This is a genomic window from Altericista sp. CCNU0014, assembly GCF_044923475.1.
In the GTDB taxonomy this organism is placed as follows: Bacteria; Cyanobacteriota; Cyanobacteriia; order Thermosynechococcales; family Thermosynechococcaceae; genus JAAURS01.
Map to the genome: position 1 here is coordinate 3,378,831 of NZ_CP137338.1, position 18,643 is coordinate 3,397,473.

At 51.5% G+C, this 18,643-nt stretch carries 11 protein-coding genes; 6 read left to right on the forward strand and 5 right to left on the reverse strand.

The window, feature by feature from the left end:
- The first annotated feature begins 2 nt into the window (after nucleotides 1-2).
- Together R6H26_RS16140 and R6H26_RS16145 are read left to right on the forward strand one after the other, a co-directional pair.
- On the forward strand, nucleotides 3-1,499 hold the full coding sequence (locus R6H26_RS16140; RefSeq protein ID WP_404783724.1) for a phenylacetate--CoA ligase family protein: 1,497 nt from the start codon (nucleotides 3-5) through the stop codon (nucleotides 1,497-1,499).
- A 194-nt stretch (nucleotides 1,500-1,693) separates the two neighbouring features.
- Nucleotides 1,694-4,084, forward strand: a complete 2,391-nt coding sequence (locus R6H26_RS16145) for a hypothetical protein (RefSeq protein ID WP_404783726.1) — start codon at nucleotides 1,694-1,696, stop codon at nucleotides 4,082-4,084.
- Nucleotides 4,085-4,154: 70 nt separating this feature from the next.
- On the opposite strand, the gene deoC is transcribed toward R6H26_RS16145, so the two are convergent.
- The 5 genes from deoC to R6H26_RS16170 all read right to left on the reverse strand — a co-directional run bounded on the left by deoC (nucleotide 4,155) and on the right by R6H26_RS16170 (nucleotide 11,200).
- Nucleotides 4,155-4,832 carry a deoxyribose-phosphate aldolase gene (gene deoC / locus R6H26_RS16150; RefSeq protein ID WP_404783728.1) on the reverse strand — a complete coding sequence of 226 codons (678 nt, stop codon included), beginning with the start codon at nucleotides 4,830-4,832 and terminating at the stop codon, nucleotides 4,155-4,157.
- Between the two features lie 99 nt (nucleotides 4,833-4,931).
- On the reverse strand, nucleotides 4,932-5,579 hold the full coding sequence (locus R6H26_RS16155; protein ID WP_404783729.1) for an SAM-dependent methyltransferase: 648 nt from the start codon (nucleotides 5,577-5,579) through the stop codon (nucleotides 4,932-4,934).
- 28 nt (nucleotides 5,580-5,607) lie between these two features.
- Entirely contained in the window at nucleotides 5,608-6,996 is a 1,389-nt protein-coding gene (locus tag R6H26_RS16160; protein ID WP_404783731.1) for an APC family permease, read from the reverse strand.
- 277 nt (nucleotides 6,997-7,273) lie between these two features.
- Nucleotides 7,274-8,500 (reverse strand): acetate kinase, encoded by a 1,227-nt coding sequence (locus R6H26_RS16165; RefSeq protein WP_404783732.1) that lies wholly within the window; start codon nucleotides 8,498-8,500, stop codon nucleotides 7,274-7,276.
- A 270-nt stretch (nucleotides 8,501-8,770) separates the two neighbouring features.
- Nucleotides 8,771-11,200 carry a phosphoketolase gene (locus R6H26_RS16170; RefSeq protein WP_404783733.1) on the reverse strand — a complete coding sequence of 810 codons (2,430 nt, stop codon included), beginning with the start codon at nucleotides 11,198-11,200 and terminating at the stop codon, nucleotides 8,771-8,773.
- Between the two features lie 527 nt (nucleotides 11,201-11,727).
- Here R6H26_RS16170 and R6H26_RS16175 point away from each other — a divergent pair.
- The 4 genes from R6H26_RS16175 to R6H26_RS16190 all read left to right on the forward strand — a co-directional run bounded on the left by R6H26_RS16175 (nucleotide 11,728) and on the right by R6H26_RS16190 (nucleotide 18,461).
- Nucleotides 11,728-13,560: a response regulator gene (locus tag R6H26_RS16175; RefSeq protein WP_404783735.1), complete on the forward strand. Its 1,833-nt coding sequence runs from the start codon at nucleotides 11,728-11,730 to the stop codon at nucleotides 13,558-13,560.
- A gap of 24 nt (nucleotides 13,561-13,584) precedes the next feature.
- Nucleotides 13,585-16,692 (forward strand): PAS domain S-box protein, encoded by a 3,108-nt coding sequence (locus tag R6H26_RS16180; protein ID WP_404783736.1) that lies wholly within the window; start codon nucleotides 13,585-13,587, stop codon nucleotides 16,690-16,692.
- Nucleotides 16,689-17,063, forward strand: a complete 375-nt coding sequence (locus R6H26_RS16185; RefSeq protein WP_404783738.1) for a response regulator — start codon at nucleotides 16,689-16,691, stop codon at nucleotides 17,061-17,063. The genes R6H26_RS16180 and R6H26_RS16185 overlap by 4 nt, the downstream gene beginning before the upstream one ends.
- 390 nt (nucleotides 17,064-17,453) lie before the next feature.
- A complete protein-coding gene (locus R6H26_RS16190) occupies nucleotides 17,454-18,461 on the forward strand; it encodes a diguanylate cyclase domain-containing protein (RefSeq protein WP_404783739.1) in 1,008 nt (335 codons plus the stop codon).
- The last annotated feature ends 182 nt before the right edge of the window (nucleotides 18,462-18,643 follow it).

Genomic DNA, 18,643 nt, shown 5'->3' on the forward strand with positions numbered 1-18,643 from the left:
CAATGGACGGACTCAATTATTTGCAAACTTTTTTAGCAACTCCTTTGGATGAAATACTCCGGGAGCAATCGAGCGCTGCGGTCGAGGCTCGCCTTTTAGATTTATTTCAGACCGTCGCAGAAGAAGTACCTGCCTACCGCACCTTTTTGTTAGAGCAAGGCATTAACGCAACGCGAATCGAAAGCCTGACTCAATTTCAGTCGTTGCCCTTAACCACGAAATCCAACTACCTTCAGCGCTATCCATTGGCAGAGGTTTGCCGTCAAGGCCGCCTCGAAAATTGCGATGCGATCGCCGTCTCCTCCGGCTCTACGGGAGAACCGACCTTTTGGCTCAGATCCCTAGCAGACGAATTCCACATTGCGCCGCGATTCGAACAAGTTTTCCGAGATAGCTTTGCTGCGGATCGGCGTCGGACTTTAGCCGTGGTCTGCTTTGCGTTGGGAACGTGGGTTGGGGGCATGTATACGGCCAATTGCTGCCGCCACCTCGCCCTCAAGGGATATCCCATCACAGTTGTGACGCCCGGAAACAACAAAACCGAAATCTTACGGGTGGTACAGAAATTATCTCCCTTATTCGAGCAAACGGTATTGCTGGGCTATCCTCCCTTTTTGAAGGATGTCGTTGACAGCGGTATCGCCCAGGGCGTGCCTTGGCCGCGTTACAACGTGAAATGGGTGATGGCAGGGGAAGTCATTAGCGAAGAATGGCGAGCGTTGGTGGGGCAACGCGTCGGCTCGACCCATCCCTGTCTCGATTCCGCTTCGCTCTACGGCACGGCAGATGCAGGCGTGTTGGGTAACGAGACGCCCCTGAGCATCTGCATTCGCCGCTGGCTGGCAGAACATCCCGAGGCATCCCGAGACCTCTTTGGAGAATCTCGACTGCCCACCTTGGTGCAGTACGATCCGTTGAGTCGATTCTTTGAGGTTCGAGACGGAACGCTCCTGTTTTCTGGAAACAATGGCATTCCTCTCATCCGCTACCACATTGCCGACGCAGGCGGGGTGATAACTTACGAACGACTTTTGGCATTCTTGGCCCGTTGGGGGTTCGATCCGATCGCATCGCTGGGACCGGACGTGAAGATTCGAAAATTGCCGTTTGTTTACGTATTCGGACGCGCTCAGTTTGTGGTGTCTTACTTTGGCGCGAACGTTTATCCCGAAAATATTTCCGTAGGACTGGAGCAGCACCCCATTTGCGAATGGGTGACGGGAAAGTTCGTCATGATGGTCCGGTTCGATTCGGACCAGAACGAAAGCCTGGCGATCGCCGTGGAGTTAGCCCCAGGCATTGAAGCGAGCGGAGAAAAGCAGCAGGCGATCGCGGAGTCAGTGCGCTACCATCTTTGTCGCTTGAATAGCGAATTTGCCAACTACGTCCCCGCAGATTATCAGATGCCGCAGATTCAATTGCGATCGACTGGCGACCCAGAGTATTTCCCCGTGGGAGTAAAGCATCGCTATACTCGCGCGCCAGAATCGGGACGGTAAGATCTTTTCAGGAAATTGCCTAATATCTTTCAAGAATTGGGCAATTCTGCTTCCCTAGAAGTGCAATTGGAGAGATACCCTGCTGGGCGATAAAAGATATTATGAAGCAAGCTTCAGAGGCATAGTCGTTTGAATTGGCTCAAACCTCTGTATTCGCGTTTTCTATCGCCTTTTCCCCGCCTATAACGGACAAAATGCTTGAGATAACCCCCTCATTCGATTTGGCCCAGCTTCCCCTCATTTTGGCAGGGCCAATCTTGCGGCGGGTCGAGCCTGAAGCGGTAACGGTCTGGTTGGCGCTACAATCTCCCTGTCAAGTCCGCCTGCAAGTGATACCAGCCGATCCGATCGACCCCGCGCGATCGCAGCCCCTTCTGACGGGTACGGCCAAGACGGTTGCCCTCGGAAAAGGACTGCATGTGGTTGCGATCACGGCCCGAGTCGATCGGGGCGAGACGCTCGGTCCGGGGGTGCTGTACGCCTACGATTTGAGCTTCACCCGCAGCGCCAATGACGGCTCGGATCCGGTTCTGTCCCTGCAACAAGCTTTGCGATCGCCCGAACTTGCAAGCGTTTCGGTGAGTTATTTTTCCCACGGCTTACCCACGTTTTCCCTGCCTCCGTCAGATTTAAATCGCCTGCGGATTTTCCACGGTTCTTGTCGCAAAGTTTACGATAAAGGGATCGACGCGCTGCCCATCATCGACCAAATCATTGCAGAAACGGCCAGCCACCCCCTCGACCGTCCCCACCATCTCTTTTTTACGGGAGACCAAATTTACGGAGATGAAGTGGCAGATCCGCTGCTATGGGGAATTCAACAGTGGGTCCCCGCTCTGTTCGGTCGATCGGAGCCGCTGGCGGTCGATGTTGAAGCGCTGCAAGACCAATTGAAACCTGGAAATCGCCAGTCTTTAGTCGAGCGGTATGCCGGGTTGACGGCCAGCCAGCAGGGAGACGAGCAGAAGACAAACAGTCACTTGATTGCGTTTAGCGAATACTGCACCAGCTATTTGTTTAGCTGGTCGGAATGCCTGTGGCAGTTGAAATTTCCGCTGGCGGAACAGATCGGCATTGCGGGGAAATCCGCCCGAATTTGGAACGAAGCCGTCCGACATTTAGCCGCGACCGCTCAGTCTCAGGCTGCGGTGCGCCGGGCGCTGGCAAACGTACCCACTTACACGATCTTTGACGATCACGATGTCAGCGACGATTGGAATCTCAATCGAGCCTGGTGTTTGAGAGTGTTGGGCAAGCCGCTAGGGCGGCAAGTCGTTCGCAATGCTTTGCTGGCCTACGCAATTTTTCAGGCTTGGGGAAACACGCCAGAGCAGTTTGACCCGAATACTCCAGGCGCTCAGCTCCTAGCGGCGACTGAAGCTTGGTGCGAGATGGGGGCCGAACGCGCCGCTGCGCCGCTCCAGATCGACCGGGCGCTCGGGCTGCCCCAGATCGACCCCCTCACGGACCTGCCGCAGTTTCGGCAAGAAAAAGATTGCTGTGTCCTAGATCGACCCCAGAATTGCCTCAAGTGGCACTACCGGATTTGCGGGGCATCCCATGAAGTTATCGTGCTCGATACGCGCACCCAGCGGGGCTATCCCCTCGGAGATGAGCCGGACGCTCCCCCTCAACTGCTGAGTCCTAGCGCCTACGAGCAGCAGTTGCAGCCCATGCTAGAGGCTGCCCGCCAAGAAAACCGCGATCGCCCCATTCCCCTGACCCTGGTCGTCGCACCCACCAATGTATTTACCCTAGAGCTTCTCGATCGCCTCCACGCCTTAGGCGATCGCCTGAATAAATCGTTCCATCTGGATATCGGGGATTCTTGGAATCTCGAAGGTAGCTCGCGATCGCAGCTTTTGCGCGTTTTATTTCGCGAGCGCCAACAGGTCGTTTTGCTGTCTGGCGATATTCATTACGGAGCGGCCCTTAGAGTTGACTATTGGGAGGATTTGACGGGTCGCATCGGTACATTTCCACGATTCCGCCAACAACCCAATGCTTGCTTGGTCCAGCTGACCGCCAGTGCAATTTGCAACTCAGAACCCATTACAGAACTTTTACAGACAAAGATCAAATCACTTTTCCCTGAACGCCGCCGTTATTGGATGGCATCTCCACCGGATTACACGGAAATTGAGGTAACGCCCAGCCCGTGGCAATCGTTGCATTGGCGGATCTGGAACCGCTTCGCGCGGCGCGACGGACTGAAAGATCGAAAATCGCTGCAATTCTCGTACCCGCAAGCCTCTTGGGGTTATCGCAGCCAATGGCTGCGGCGTCAGCCCGTCGCGCGCGCAATTTGGCGTCGGTCTCCAGATTGGCTCGCGCGCGTCATTCGAGTTCGAGTTTCCTATAGAGGGTTCTGGCAAGGTCTTTGGCTATCGATCTGGCAGAGGCGATGGCTGCAAGAGGGCAAAGAAGTCGTCGGTCTGAATAATATTGGCCTAGTTCAGTTCGATTGGCCCGGTGGCCCAGAGTTCCCTCCCACTGTCATCTACGATCTCTACTGGTATACCCCTTGGAAGTCGCAGCAAATTGCCTACAGCCGCTATAAAACTCAATTGAAGCCGCAGCGATAAAAGTTCGGCAGCGATCGCCCTCTGGATCGCGCGAGCGCGATGGCAAAAACACCTAAAACCATCAAAGTGGCTAATTCCCCTCAGCCTCCCGCATCTGCACCAGCATAACCCCGTGGGACGTGCCCAGACGCGTTGCGCCTGCCAAAATCAGCGCCATCGCCTGCTCCACAGTCCGAATACCGCCGGAAGCCTTAATGCCAATCCGGTCTTGGGTCAACGCCTTGAGCAGCCTCACATCTTCAACCGTCGCGCCGCCCTGCCAGCCCGTACTGGTTTTGAGAAACTCGACCCCCGCCTCCATACAAAGCTTTGCGGCCATCCGCTTTTCCGCATCGGTCAGGACAGCGGTTTCTAGAATGGCTTTGACAGGCACGTCGGAAAGACTGCAGATTTCAGCAATTTCTTGGTGAACCGCATCGAAGTCGCCTTGCTTGAGCCAACCTAGGTTAATGACGACATCCAGCTCAGCCGCGCCATTTTCCAAGGCTTCTTGGGCCTCATACAGCTTGACTGCAGAAGTAGTCGCGCCCGAGGGGAACCCGATTACCGTGCAGACGCTCGGATTTCTGTTGTGCAGCAATCCAACAGCCGCTTTGACGCGACTGGGATACACGCACACGGTGGGGAAATGATACTTATCGGCTTCCTCGCAAAGCTGGGCGATCGCCTCGGCAGTGGCTGTTGGATTGAGTAGCGTGTGATCGATGTAGTCCGCAAGGTTGATATCTGGTGACGCAGTAGGGGACATCCATCTCTCCACAAAAATTAAACTAAAGCCAAACGAACAGCAGCAATGGCATTCCAATCCTATCCTCAATCGCGGGGCAATTTGAGTTCGCGATCTCCCCTAGCCAGGACTGCGCAAGTTGGCGGGGACGTTTTTGGGGACCGTCCAGAGATAAATATTGTGCGTTCGACCGTTAACGTCAACCTGTGCCGTTTTTTCGGGCTTCCATTCGCCCATATCAAAATCGTGAGAGACGATTCGAGATCCGGGTTTTAGCTGGCTGAGGAGCTGGGGTCTCAGCTTCACATTGAGTTGGGGCAGGAGATAGAGCGTGACGACCGTAGCATCGCTAAAGTCGCTTTGAAACAGATCTTGATTGAGAAAACGAACGCGATCCGTCACGCCTTCCTTTTGAGCGTTGGCATTCGCTTCTTCAATGCGTTGGGGATTGATATCAATTCCAGTGGCGCGAATTCCAAATTTTTGAGTAGCCGCGATTGGAATTCGCCCATCGCCGCTGCCTAGATCGTACAGTACGTCATTACTGTTTATGTTAGCCATCTCTAGCATCTTCTCGACAACTTCGGGCGGCGTGGGGACGTATACGACATCAGGACTGCGCAACGCTGGAGATTTCTGCGGGGCAGACACTTGAGCGTCGGCAGGGGCAGTCTCAACGGTAACGTTAGAGGTCCGACTGCATCCCGCGCCGATACAGATCGCGCTAAGGGCTAGCAAGGGAAGCGCGCGCTGAAGTGAGGTCATCATTTTTTCTCCTCGATCGTAAAGATTGATCTTATTGACGTTGAGTTGCATTTGAAACTTTTTGAGACCACCACAGAAAGGGCAAGCCTAACAGCAACGCAACAACGCCGAGCAAACCGCCATATCCCGTGTATGCCAAACTTGACTGCAACATGTAGAGACAAATTCCGCAAAACAAAATTGGAAGGATGGGATAAAGCGGAACTTTGAAGGGGCGTTCGATATTCGGTTCGCGCTGTCGCAACACGAACAAAGAGATTCCGCTGAGTAGAAAGAAAAACCAAAATGCCGGAGCCGTATAATCGACCATCGTCTCAAATCCTTGACGCGTCAACGTCCCCACTAAAACCAGGAAAAGCGCGATCGCGCCCTGTACGATTAGGGCATTCGCAGGCGTATTTTCGCGCCCGCGCGCCAGCATTGTAAAAAGCGAAAAGTCGCGGCCCAAAGCATAATTGCTGCGAGCGCCCGTTAAAATCGTGGCGTTAATCGAACACAGGGTTGCAATGACAACGAGGCAACTAATTGACACTGCCCCCGCTTCCCCGAGCGTCGATCGCATGAGTTCGGCCACGACGACCTGAGACGATGCCATGCGAGTCAACCCCAATCCTCGCACCAACGACCAGTTGAGCAATAGATACAACCCAGTAATAATGCCGACACTCCAAACCAGCGATCGCACGATATTGAGCCGCCCGTTCCGCACTTCTGCCGAAATATACGAAGCTTCGTTCCATCCCCCATAGGTCAACAGGACAAAGACCATCATGAGTCCAATATTGGTTGAAGGCACGGACGAGACAGATTGGGCTACCTCAGTCAATTGAATATCGGGATAAATCGTGGAATCAACGGGCAAAATAGAAGCGGGCGCGGAAGAGAAGAACAAGCCAATTCCTGAAACGATTAATATACCCAGGACTTGAGCGGTAGCTAAAACATTTTGCGTCCATTTACTTTGTTTGATATCGAGTAAGTTCAATAGGGTAAATACAACGATCGCAAGTGCGGCGTAGATCGATGCAGAATAACTCCCCAGTCGCCAGAGTTGCGACGCATAATCGCCAAACACAAATGCCAGTAACGCAATCGACCCAGTTTGAATTACGCTCATGCGGGTCCAAGCAAATAGAAACGCGATGGCGTTGCCAAATGCTCGTTTGAGGTAATAGTAGCTACCACCTGGATGGGGGTATGCAGTTGCGAGTTCGGCGTAACACAGCGCTCCCACTAGGGATATAACTCCACCGAGCAACCAAGCTAGCAAAACCATTATTTCGTTACTTGCATTGGCAGCAACAAAGGACGGCGTTTCAAAAATTCCAGCACCGATCACTAAACCAACGATCGTTAGGATAGCGTCCCGTAGGGAAAGCGCTGGCTTGAATATTGCGTTACGACTAACTGCTAGTTTCACAAATCACTTCTCCTTAGGGTTTGCAGTACTGTTTTTTTTGGCCTTACAGAAATTTTTACACCTAGCAAGATTTAAGATGATTTAATTTCTAAATCTTTTCGATTGATTTCGCAGTATCGCTTGCCCATTTAGCACTATCTCGTACGCTATATTCCCCCTTCAGCTATGACGTAGCGATGAAAAGTTTTATGCTGCGTATTAATAAAACTTTTTCGATCGAAACATACTCGCTCAAAAAATAAATCTGTCGTTTGGAGTATAAGTACTTTTTTACGAATCAAATCTGAGAATTAATCAGGTGCCAGCAGTCTTGAGCGATCGCCCAGTCTTCCTGGGTGTGAATTGTAAAAATGCGAACTGCCGATTCAGGGGCAGCAATATCTACATCGACGGGATGGCGCTCGTTCTCGATCGGATCGAGTTGCAATCCTAAACATTGAAAAGCTTCGCAGGCAGCCGCCCGGATCGAGGGAGAATTTTCTCCAATTCCAGCAGTAAAGACCAATGCATCCAAGCGATCTAGGCTGGCCAACATTGCGCCCATGGCAGATCTCAGGCGATGAATAAATACATCCAAGGCGAGTTGGGCGCGGGTATTTCCTGCCGCCGCTCCCGTTGCGATTTGTCGCATGTCGGCAGATAACCCGGATATGCCCTTGAGACCGGATTCTTGGTTGAGTACCCGCTCCAATCGATCGGCAGTGTAACCTTCTTGCCGCAGCAAATAGATCGAGATCCCCGGATCGATCGAACCAGACCGCGTTCCCATCATGAGGCCTTCAAGAGGCGTAAATCCCATCGTCGTATCGACGCTATGACCGTCGCGGATGGCCGACAGGGAACAGCCATTCCCCAAATGGCAAACAATCAGGCGTAAGTCTTCAAAGGGGCGGCCCATGAGCTGGGCCGCACGTCGAGCGCAGTATTGATGGCTGATGCCGTGAAAACCGTAGCGTCGGATACCTTGCTCGAACCAAGCGTAGGGACCAGGATAGACCGCCGCCGCTAGAGGCAACTGGGAATGAAACGCCGTATCGAATACTGCCACTTGAGGGATATCTCCCAACGCTTGTTCGATGGCTTCAATACCCTCTAGGTTGATGGGGTTGTGAAGGGGCGCAAAACTGGCAAGATCGGCGATCGCCTTTTTAACTTCAGCCGTCACGATAACACTCTTGCAGTATTGCTGGCCCCCATGCACCACGCGGTGTCCGACGACATCGATTTCCGAGAGATCGTCAATAACTCTGGTTTTTTCTTGCCATAGGGTATCTAGAACCTGAGCCATGACAGCCGATCGCGTTTGAGTGGAAAGTTCTCTTTCTAGAACAGTCCCGCGAGCGGTCGTAATTTTCACTTCTGCAATGCCCTGACGGCGATTCCAGTCCACCAGACTCTCCCAGAGCGGCTGAGGGGGGCTGCTGCCGAAATGAGCTGAATCCGTAATATCGTACAAACAGCTCTTCTGGCTGCTGGAGCCTGCATTGAGTACTAAAATTTTCATGCTTCCCAACTCAGCGCACGCTCGCTTCTGACTGATTTTTAGCTCTATTGTCTGTAGGGGCGTGAGGTCTTGCGCCCCTGTAAATTCGCCTACTGTGTATGTATATATAAGTCTCAAACACCTTGCGCTAGCCCCCCCGACCCCCCAATTCTGGGGGGAGAAATCCGAAAACTAGGGTCAGTTCCCCCCAGAATTGGGGGGCTAGGGGGGCGAATGCAGGATTGAATGAGTTTCATCAAAAATGCATGTACATCATAGATAAATTCGCATTCAATAAGGCCACTTCCAGGCGACAATATCTGGCCGATCGATGCCTTGTTCGTTAGCGTAGCGACGGCAGTCAATTTGCTGGTTCTTAAAGTGTTCCTTAGCGTGGGCGCCTGCCACCCTCAGCTTTGGCACGCGATCGATAACATCCATCGCCAAACTGAAGCGGTCGATTTGGTTGATAATGGCAAGCTCTAAGGGAGTATTGATATTACCCTTTTCCTTATAGCCGCGCACGTGCAAATTGCGATGGTTGGTACGCCGATAGGTCAAGCGGTGGATGAGCCAAGGATAGCCGTGGAAGTTAAAAATAATAGGCTTGTCCAACGTAAATAGAGAGTCAAAATCTCGATCGGACAGCCCGTGAGGATGTTCGCTGGTCGGCTGAAGTGCCAGGAGATCGACGACGTTGATAAACCGAATCTTCAAATCGTCAAAGTGCTCTCGCAGTAGAACAGTGGCTGCCAATGCTTCCTGAGTTGGGACATCTCCGGCACAAACCATAACGACATCCGGTTCTTGACCTTCGTCGGTACTGGCCCAATCCCAAATTCCCACCCCTTTGGTACAGTGTTGGATTGCGGCATCCATATCGAGGTACTGCAAGTGAACCTGTTTGTCGGACACGATGACGTTGACATAATCGGTACTGCGGAGGCAATGATCTGCTACGGATAGAAGCGTATTGGCATCGGGAGGAAGATAAACCCGAACCACGTCTGGGCTTTTGTTCAATACGACGTCTAAAAAGCCCGGATCTTGATGCGTAAAGCCGTTGTGGTCTTGCCGCCAGACCGTAGAAGTAATGAGGAGATTGAGAGAAGAAATGGACGATCGCCAAGGAATGTGGTTGCAGATTTCCAGCCATTTACAGTGCTGGTTGACCATAGAGTCAATGATATGGACGAAGGCTTCATAGGTGGAAAAGAACCCGTGACGACCCGTCAGAAGGTAGCCCTCTAACCAGCCTTCTAAGGTATGCTCGCTCAGCATTTCCATCACGCGACCGTCAGCGCTCAACTCGCTGCCGTCGCTATCTTCGGGAAAGGACTCAGCCATCCAAACTTTTTTGCTAACTTCGTAGACGGCTTGGAGCTTGTTGGATGCCGTTTCGTCCGGTCCAAATACGCGGAAACGATGCATGTTTTCGCGCATAATATCGCGCAAGAAGTTGCCTAAAGGCGTGGTATTCCCAACTTCTGCGTTACCCGGTTTTGCCACTGCAACTTCGTATTCTCGGAAGTCTGGCATCTTCAATGCTTTGCGCAACAACCCGCCGTTAGCGTGGGGGTTGGCGCTCATGCGGCGATTGCCCGTAGGGGCCAGTTCTCTCAGTTCGGCAATCAATCGCCCTATCTCGTCAAACAGTTCTTCTGGTTTGTAGCTTTGCATCCACGCTTCGAGCTGTTGGAGGTGGGCCGGGTTGGTGAGGATGTTCGCTAGGGGAACTTGATGCGCCCGCCAAAATCCCTCTACCTTATGCCCGTCTACTTCCTTCGGTCCCGTCCATCCCTTAGGGCTTCGCAGAATGATGACGGGCCAGCGGGGCAGAGTGGCAACCCCGCTGCTTCGCGCCTCTGTTTGGATTTTTTTAATTTCGGCAAGGCAGTGCTCCAGGGTAGCAGCCATTGCTTGATGCATGCTCTCTGGCTCGGAGCCTTCCACGAAGTAGGGCGTATAGCCGTATCCCTTAAATAGATTTTCGAGATCCTCGTGGCTGATGCGGGCTAAGAGGGTAGGGTTGTTAATTTTGTAGCCATTTAGGTGCAGAATAGGCAGCACCGCCCCGTCTCGGATGGGATTGAGGAACTTATTAGAGTGCCATGCCGTTGCTAGCGGTCCGGTTTCGGCTTCTCCATCGCCTACCATGACGACAGAAATAAGGTCGGGATTGTCAAACACGGTTCCGTAGGCGTGCGAGATGCTATAGCCTAGCTCGCCGCCTTCGTGGATCGAGCCGGGCGTTTCTGGGGTGCAGTGACTGCCAATGCCACCGGGGAAGGAAAATTGCTTAAAAAATCGCTGTAGTCCTTCTTCGTCTTCGCTTTTGTCGGGATAAATTTCGGAGTACGTGCCCTCTAGATAAACGGGGCCGAGGATGCCGGGCGCGCCATGACCGGGGCCAGCCAGAAAAATGAGATTTAAGTCGTATTTTTTAATCAACCGATTGAGATGGACGTAGGTAAAGGACATTCCAGGGCTAGATCCCCAATGTCCCAATAAGCGAGCCTTAATATGTTCTGACTGGAGGGGTTCTCTTAGGAGTGGGTTGTCTCGCAAGTAGATCATTCCAACGGCGAGGTAGTTGCAGGCATTCCAGTAGGAATTGATTTTACGCAGCTCTTCAGGGCTGAGGATATCTCCCGTTACGGTCGATTGGGCTTTGCCAGATGCGATCGCAGTAAGCCTTGGGGTTGGAGAGGTAGTAACCATAACTTTAATACCCTACATAGGATTGACTAAAGCAATTGGACGAACGCTTTTACTTTAACTTTTGCTTTTAAATTTTAATTGTGGCGGATTTGGGTTAAGGATAGGTCATCGTACGATTCATTTGTTATGCAATAAGGAAGATCTGCGAGAAAAAATATCGATGGTTTTCTGGGTTTGAGCTGACGGCTGCGATCGCCAGAACTGGAGGAGGCATATTGTGGATCGAAAAAGCTCGCGCCTTCCCCTAGATCGCAGCGGTTAATTCTTCGGCGCGAATTATTAGATTGGGTTCTTTAGCTGTTGCTTGCCTTTCTATTTTAACAGGGCAACTTCCAAACATCGGCAACAATGGAATCCATTAGAGCCAGCTATCGCATTAAGAATCATGAGCTGTTCTCTACATCTAGCTCAAAAAAATAGACTATCTTCTTAAGGAGGAAAACATATTTTTCAGAAATATCCTTTTTATGGCTTCTTATTTTTCTTTTTTTGTAGAATAAATTCGATCCCCTTGGGGATGCAATCTCATGAAGATTTTGCTAATTGAAGACGATCGCAATCTTGCGTTTATGCTGCAAGAGATGCTCCAGGATCGGCATTATTTAGTAGATGTTGCGTTTGATGGCGAAAGCGGACTGGATTTGGCGATCGCCTTTGAATACGACCTCATTTTGCTGGACGTGATGCTGCCCAAGCAAAGTGGCATACGGGTTTGCCAGCAGCTTCGGGCGCGGCGAAACCAAGTCCCGGTCTTAATTTTGACCGCTCAAAGCACGAGCGACCAAAAGGTGGCGGGGCTGGATGCCGGGGCTGACGACTATTTAACGAAACCACTGAACGTTCCAGAATTGCTGGCTCGCATTCGCGCGCTGCTGCGACGCGGACAGGGTGCGGCGTCTCCCGTTTTGGAATGGCAAGGGCTTCAGCTCGACCCAACCACATTTCAAGTCACGGGCAACGGCCAACTCGTGCCGCTCACGGCCAAAGAGTACGGGCTGGTTGAATTATTCTTGCGCAACCCGCAGCAAATTTTCAGCCAAAGCGTATTGGTAGAACGCTTGTGGGACAGTAAAAATATACCCACAGAAAATGCGGTGCGCGCCCATATTAAAAGCTTGCGCAAGAAACTCAAAACAGTAGGGTTGGGCGATCTCGTAGAAACCGTTTTTGGGTTAGGGTATCGATTGCGTCAGGGTTCCCCTGACGCAGCCGAAGTAACAGCTCCTGCATTGTCCGACGTGCCCGCGAGCGCATCCAGTTCCCAAAAATTTGCCGACCTTTGGCAGGAATCTCGACCGCAGTACATCGAGCGAGCCGAGCACCTCAACCGCGCGATCGCCGCCCTGAGCCAAGATCGACGCGATTGGGCCGATATGCTGCGGCAGGCCCAACAGCAAGCCCATACCCTCTCTGGATCCCTGGGGAGCTTTGGTTTGGAGCGCGCTTCCCAACTAGCAGCCCAAATCAATCGGCTGCTGCGGCTAGTGGAGCAGCTTCAGGCATCAGACTTGGAGCGTCTAGAACGCTTAGCCCTCACGCTTCAACAAGAGTTACAGGTGGCGACAGCGGCGGATGTCTCTCTAGAGACGGTACATTTTGACGAACCGAAGCATCCGATTCGGCTGCTGATTGTGGATGACGATCTCGCCTTGACGCATCAACTCGCTACCCTGTCCGAACCCTATGGCATTCAAACTCGAATCGAACCCAACCCGGCTCTGGTGGTAGAGCGCGTAAGCCAATGGCAGCCGGAGGTGGTTTTACTCGATCTCAACTTTCCCGATGCCCCGGATGCGGGATTCGCCCTCTTGAGAGCGCTTTTCGATCGCGACCCTCAGCTTCCGGTCATCGTATTTACCGCCCGCGATCGCTACTCCGATCGCGTGAAAGCATCGATGTTGGGGGGAAGCGTTTTTCTGCAAAAGCCAGTTGCGCCTTCAACGGTCATTAGCACTGTGTTTCAGGCCTATACTCAGTCGGACCCGAGGGAAATTACTTTAATGCAGGTGAATGCAGACGTTAAGGCATCGAGGGCTATTGAATCGCATTTAACGGCCTGGGGATTTCAGTGGACTACGGTCAAGACCGTTCAGCAGTGCTGGAAAACGATGCCGGATTTTCAACCTGAGTTGCTGTTGGTGGACGCCGATTTACCCAAGGGCAGCGGCTTCGATTTATGCCGAGTGGTTCGAAATGAGCCGCGCTGGCACAATTTACCCGTTATTTTTATGGTGACCGACTTGGAACCAGAGATTGTCCGTCAAGTTTGCATTGCGGGCGGTAGCGCCTGTCTTTTCAAACCCGTCGCTGAGGCAGAACTGATAGCCCGAATTCTCCAACGGATTAGGATTCGCGCTTGAGCGCGCGCATCCAGGTAAAACAATTTGAGAGAAAATTATATTGAGTTGTTGCAAAGGCAACGACGGATTCTGAAGTGCGATGGGGGGATGGGTCAGATGGGGAAGTACGGATGGCAGAACGTGAGAGGGTTTGCATCTCGCAATGCAAACGGACATTCTATGCAGCGATCGCACAACATAGCGTCGATCGGCTTAGCTAGCCTTTTGGTGGGTTTGGCGGTATTGGGAACGGTCCTATACCGGAGTATTACGCGCTACAACGACAAATCGCACTGGGTCGAGCATACTCATGAAGTCATCGACACTTCTAGCGCGCTGCTATCTCACTTGAAAGATGCCGAAATCGCTCGGCATGAATATCTTCAGATGCCCAACTCAGACGATCTAGAACGCTTTAAGCAATCTCAGGGATCGATGCGTAAGATCCTCGGACAGCTCAAGCAGCTTACCCGAGGCAACCCCACTCAGCAGATCGATCTCGCTCACATAGAACAGCTTGCCCAAAAAGACCTGAAACTCCTTCAGCAGGCCACGGATGGAAGCGACACGCAACAGCCTCCAGCCGCATTAAAGACCGTTCTCCAGACGCAGGATAAAATTTGGGCAAAGGAAATACGGCGGATTGCGCTTGCCATTCAACAGCGCGAAGAACTGTTTTTGGTCGAACGGACAAAACTAAAGCAGCTTGAGGCCGATCGACTGTTCTTGACACTCTATGCAATCGCCTTTCTGAGCATCCTTCTAATTTTGGCGCTGGCGCTTCTGTACTGGAATACCATTCAGCGCCAGCTTGCCCAAGCGCAAACCTTGCAGGAGATCGAGCGATCGCAGAAATCTCTCGCAACGGTCTTAGAGGGCATCGGCGAAGCGTTTATCTCCTTAGACCAGAACTGGAACTTTGTCTATGTCAATCGCAAAGCGGGGGAAATTTTGAGGCGATCGCCCGAAAGCCTCATCGGCGAAAACATTTGGCAAGAATTTCCTGAAGCAGTAGATCAACCCGTCTACCTGGCTTACCATCGCGCAATGAAGGAGCAGAAGCCGCTTCAGATTGAAGAGTACTACCAACCTTGGAATAAATGGTTTGAAAACCGAATTTATCCATCGGCACGAGGTATTGCTATCTTTTTCCAAGACACGACAGAACGCAAGCAGACTGAATTGGCGCTCCGAGAAAGCAACCATAAATTTCGAGCTGTTTTTAACCACACCTTTGAGTACATAACACTACTGACACCAGACGGGATCGTCCTAGAGATGAATCACGGTCCCCTCGACTTTATGAAAGTCGATTACGAGATCGTCCAAGGCAAGCCCTTTTGGGAACTTTCTGCTTGGGGCGACGATCCCGATTTGTCGCAGCAGGTTCGAAGCGCGATCGAGAACGCCGCTCAAGGACAATTTATTCGCTATGACATTTCAGATCTCAAAAACTATTGGGGGGAACCAAGAACCTTCGACTTCTCGATGAAACCCATTTTTGACGACAATGCGACTGTGACTTACATCGTCGCAGAAGGGCGAGACATTACGGATCTCAATCGCACCCAAAAAGAGCTTCAGCTCTACCGCGAACACCTTGAAGCCCTAGTAGAACAGCGCACCACGGAGCTGATGGAGGTCAACGCCCAACTCCAGCAAGAGCTGTTAGAGCGCCAACGGGCAGAAGCCGCACTAGCGCTCAGCGAAAGACAATATCGCACCCTCACGGAAAATAGTATTGACGTTATCGTCCGGCACGATCGCGATTTAAATTATTTGTTCGTCAGCAATAGCTTTAATGAATCAGTCGGAACGCCAGAGGGATATTGGATCGGTAAAAACCTAGCGGACATGGAGTTCCCTGACGAACTGAAACAGTGCATTTCCGAATCCTGCGAAGCCGTGTTTAGATCTGGAGAAGTGGGACTCATGAATCTAACTGGGCCAACTGTAAAAGGCTGGCGGAATTTTCAATGCTTAATTGTGCCGGAGTTTGACGATAACTATAAAGTGGAATCCGTCTTGATTTCTGGTAGAGATGTGACGGAAATCAAGGAGAGAGAAGCTGCGATTCAAGAAGCAGAACGGCGCTGGCGCTATCTCCTCGATAATGTCCGGTTGGTGGTCGTTGGGTTAAATCAACGCGGCGAGACGGACTACGTGAATCCTTTCTGCTTAGAAATCACGGGTTATAGTGCTGACGAGGTGCTAGGGAAACCTTGGTTTGAAACTTTTTTGCCCAAAGCCCAACAACAGGAAGTCCGCAAAGCTTTTGAAGAACTCATCGATTTAGAATTTCATCCTTACTATCAAAATTCCATTGTGACCAAGCGGGGAGAAGAGCGCATCATTGCCTGGAACAATACCCAGCTCCGCAATGCCCAAGGCGAAGTCACGGGCAGCGTGAGCATTGGCGAAGACATTACCGAGCGCTTTGCCCTAGAGCGCATGAAAGCCGAATTTGTTTCCGTGGTCAGTCACGAACTGCGGACTCCAATTACATCTATTCAGGGAGCGCTCAATTTACTTACAGAGGGTTTAATCCCGGTTGAATCTTCACGGGGGCATGAGGTTTTGACGATCGCTGCCGATGGTGCAGACCGTCTGGTCAACATCGTCAACGATATTCTCGATCTAGAACGCCTGGAATCCGGCAAGCTCACCTTAGCGATCGTGCCTTGCCAAGCAGCCTATTTGATGACAAACGCCTCGGAGCTGATGCGGGTTTTGGCAGATCGGGCGGGGGTTATCTTACACGCAACACCTCAGCCCTACGAGTTGATGGGAGACGGAGATCGCCTGATTCAAGTCATGACCAATTTACTGAGCAACGCGATTAAATTCTCTCCTAAAGGTGCAACCATCTGGTTTGGCGTGGAGCGAGACAACCCCCCAGATTTTCTACAGTTTTGGGTGCGGGATGAGGGCCGTGGAATTCCGCCAGAGCAGCTCGAAAGCATTTTTGAGCGCTTCCACCAGGTCGATGCCACCGATTCGCGTCAGAAGGGCGGTACGGGTTTGGGCCTGCCCATTTGTCGCAGCATTGTCCAGCAGCACGGCGGCACCATCTGGGCCGAGAGCGCGCCCGGACGAGGTAGCTGTTTCTATTTCACAGTTCCGGTCAAATCTCCACAAATTGAAAGAGCATGAAACGCGTTCTCGTCATTGACGACGAAGATGGAATTCGCAATCTGATTCGGTTTTCCTTGGAAGCATTGACCGACTGGGAGGTGCTGACGGCTGGATCTGGCATGGAAGGGTTGGCGATCGCCCAAGACCGCATGCCCGACGCTATCTTGCTCGATGTCATGATGCCAGACCTAGACGGCATTGCCACCTTCCAACAATTACAGCTCGACCCCATCCTCCAAACCATCCCGACCGTCTTCTTGACCGCCAAAGCCTCCGCCACCGAGCGCGACGAACTGATCGCCTTGGGGGCTGTTGGTGCGATCTCCAAACCTTTCAAGGCTAAAATGCTGGTCGATCGCATCAAACTCTGCCTTGGCTGGAATGACTAAAGGGCGATCGCTCAAACGTTTCAGCATCATTTCTTGTATTTGCCGAGGATGTTTGCCACAGGCATGTATTCATCACAAAAAATTCACGCGAGTACTCTACCTTTAAATCTAGTAAAGACACTGACGATGGTTCGAAGAAGCTAAGTGCTGTGTGTTCAGGCGATTTCAAGAAAAAAAATACCGAGTCGTAGGGGCGCAAGGCCTTGCGCCCCTACAGAATGGTTGGTAGTTTCTATTTCGGGAATAGCCTAATTTTCTAGCTTCGTTACAACTGCTTGCACCTTATTTGTCTTTATGATAGCGGTCTTCTGTAAGTTAGCGTTCGCGATCGCTTGCAGAAGATTGCATCTTTCTCTATTTATACTTCTCTTCCTAAACCAAGGTTGGCCCATGAGTAGCGTACTTTCCGCCTTTCAAGATCGTTCGAGGCAAGCAAGGAATTTAAAGCCTGGAGAAGCGGGAGTAGCGCTGATCGCAGAAGACGACGATCTCATGAGAAGAACGCTGCGATATACCCTTGAAGAATATGGCTATCAGGTTGTTGAAACCAACAACGGACAAGAGTGCCTCGAGCAGTACGAACAACTGAATCCAGATATCATCCTTCTAGACTGCACGATGCCCATCATGAATGGCTACACCTGCTGCGAGCAGCTAAGAATGCTAGACAAAGCAGCACACACGCCAATTGTCATGATAACGGGCCTCGATGGTGACTCCTCAATTCAGCGAGCTTTTGCTTCGGGAGCAACGGACTACGTGCTCAAGCCCGTTCAATGGAAGATTTTTGCTCAAAGAATTACGAAACTGATCGAACAAACTAAGCTAATGCGCCAACTAGCCGAGCAAAATGCAGAATATCGGCAAGAAATGATGGTAGACGACTTAACCAAAGTTCTGAACCGTCGAGCGTTCGATCGATATCTACAGCAAGAATGGCAGCGAAGCATGCGAGAGCAAAAACCATTCTCTGTGATTTTGGCCGATGTCGATTTCTTTAAAATCTATAACGATACCTTCGGGCACGTAGCGGCGGATCGGCACTTACAGCAGGTCGCTCAAATAATGCGGCATGCAGTCTATCGAGCGACCGATCTCGTTTGTCGGTACGGGGGCGAAGAATTTGGAATCCTTTTACCCAATACTTCAGTAGACGGGGCGGTCCAGGTTGCCGTTCGCATCCAAACGGCGCTCAAAGATTTTTATCTAGATCGAAGCTCTAGCGCCTCAACAAGACCTATCACGCTCAGTTATGGCATATCTGGCCTCATTCCAGCTCAAAATATGCAACCCGTCAAGCTTGTGGAAGCCGCAGACAAAGCGCTCTATCAAGCGAAAGAAAACGGCAGAAACTGCATTTCCGTTCGCTTGCTTGAGTTCTGCCCAGTCGCGAAGTAGTACGTTGCAGCTTTATAAAGATTTAGTAGTGTCGATCGAGTGCTTATAACTTATGCGGAGTTTTAATTAATTCTTCACTTTCTTCATATATGTTTTAGAGCCAAAACTGAGTCCCCCATAGATCGCGATAAACCCAAAAACACAAGCCATTCCCAATATGGGCCAGACACTAGGAAATTCAA